The following is a 245-nucleotide window of genomic DNA, read 5'->3' on the forward strand; positions in this document are numbered from 1 at the left end:
CCAGCCACATTTGCCACCACGCCATCCGTCCAATCCGCTATGCAGGTATCGCGCGCCTGATGTTGTGCGGCCACCGCCAAAAATTCTATCAGCGTTTCGGCATGCACTACGGGGTAAGCCAGTAGCAGAACGCGTTCGCCACCGAGAATAAAAGCGTTGCCTTCACTCGGTTTAGTTACGGTAATGCCGCGCGCGCCGCGCATGTGCTGCTGCTCAGCAATCCAGAGAGTTTTATGGGTTTTGGT

General features: G+C 55.9%; 1 pseudogene. It reads right to left on the reverse strand.

Going from position 1 to position 245, the window contains the following annotated elements:
- Nucleotides 1-245 (reverse strand): annotated as a pseudogene (locus KVT28_RS26125) (alanine racemase); the annotation flags it as partial.

The organism is Pantoea sp. GbtcB22 (assembly GCF_019091025.1).
GTDB lineage: Bacteria > Pseudomonadota > Gammaproteobacteria > Enterobacterales > Enterobacteriaceae > Pantoea > Pantoea leporis.